The sequence below is a fragment of the Phormidium sp. CCY1219 genome (assembly GCF_055795085.1).
In genome coordinates this window covers 1-1410 of record NZ_JAYFEQ010000283.1, presented here as the reverse complement: position 1 = coordinate 1410, position 1410 = coordinate 1, and the positions used below count along the sequence as shown (strand labels likewise).

1 protein-coding gene is annotated in these 1410 nt (G+C 53.8%); it reads left to right on the top strand.

All coding sequences use genetic code 11. From position 1 onward, the window contains the following. Positions 1-193 precede the first annotated feature (193 nt). Positions 194-1410 (top strand): serine/threonine-protein kinase (locus tag AC0QH1_RS04300; RefSeq protein ID WP_324629647.1); only part of this gene is annotated, 1217 nt, incomplete at its 3' end.

The window sequence follows — 1410 nt, the reverse complement described above, 5'->3', positions numbered from 1 at the left end:
AGGAGCCGGATGAGGTGAAAGTCTCAAGTCCGGTTTTGAAGACGAGCAGTTCTGGTGACGGAATTGCTTAGTTTAACCCACGGCAAAAACACTGACCTCCCATTCCAGGGCTGAGTTTACAGGAATGGGTGCGATCGCGCCTGTATCCATCCTCGATACCCACTGAACCTCAACTCATCCAACTCCACGCCTTATGAGCTTCTGCATTAATCCCCAATGCCCAAACCCGCAAAATCCCGACTCGGTAAACTTCTGTCAAAGCTGCGGTTCTCCACTGGTCTTAGAAGGGCGCTATCGGGTGATGCGCGAGATGGGAAAAGGCGGATTTGCCAAAACCTATGAAGTCAGAGATGGCGGAAGCATAAAAGTCTTAAAAGTGCTGCACCTGAATGAAGCCAAACCCGTATCTTTATTCCAACAAGAAGCGCGGGTACTCGGGCAATTGAATCATCCGGGAATTCCTAAAGGGGACGGATATTTTACCGTTTCTGCGCGCAACGCTTCCGAACCGCTACACTGTTTGGTGATGGAGTATGTGGAAGGGCAGGATTTAAGACAGTGGTTGCAAAGTAGAGGAAACCAACCTCTCGAGAGCGATCGCGCGATCGCCTGGTTGGGCGAATTGGCAGCTATTTTACATCAAGTCCACCAAAAAAACTTCTTCCATCGGGATATCAAACCGAGCAATATCATGCTCAAACCCGACGGACATTTAGCCTTAATTGACTTTGGGGCGGCGCGCCAAGTGTCCCGCACTTACCTGCAAAAAGTCAAAGGCGGAATGCCCGTTACCGGGATTATTTCGGCGGGTTATACTGCCCCAGAACAAGCGATCGGTAAAGCCGTACCGCAATCGGACTTTTTTGCCTTGGGGCGCACTTTTGTTTATTTGCTCACTGGCAAAGAACCCACTGCATTTCCAGAACATCCACGTAGCGGACAACTGCAATGGAGAGACAGCGCCACTCAACTTGCCCCACCGCTAGCCGATTTTATCGATAGTTTAATCGCCTTTTTACCCGCCGATCGCCCGCAAAGTACCGGCGAATTATTGCAGCGCATCGCCCAACTCGATCGCCAACCCTCACTACCCCCGCAATCGGGCACACTCCCCTCTTCCACCGCCGCCACGGTGCCCGTCAGCCCCCAGCAAACTAGCCCTCCCAGCCAGATCCGTGGCAATTCCCCTACGTACACAAAATGGATCGGGGCGGCGATCGTCCTGCTGTTGGGGTGGATGGGATACAATCTCTACCAATCCGCGCGATCGCCCCAACCCGTCACCGAAGTGCCCGCTTCTCCACCCGGGGAAAGACCCAAACCCGCAGAACCACCAGAAGAACCGCGAGAAACGCCCTCTCCCGCGCCAGAAGAACCGCGAGAAACGCCCTCTCCCGCGCCAGAAGAACC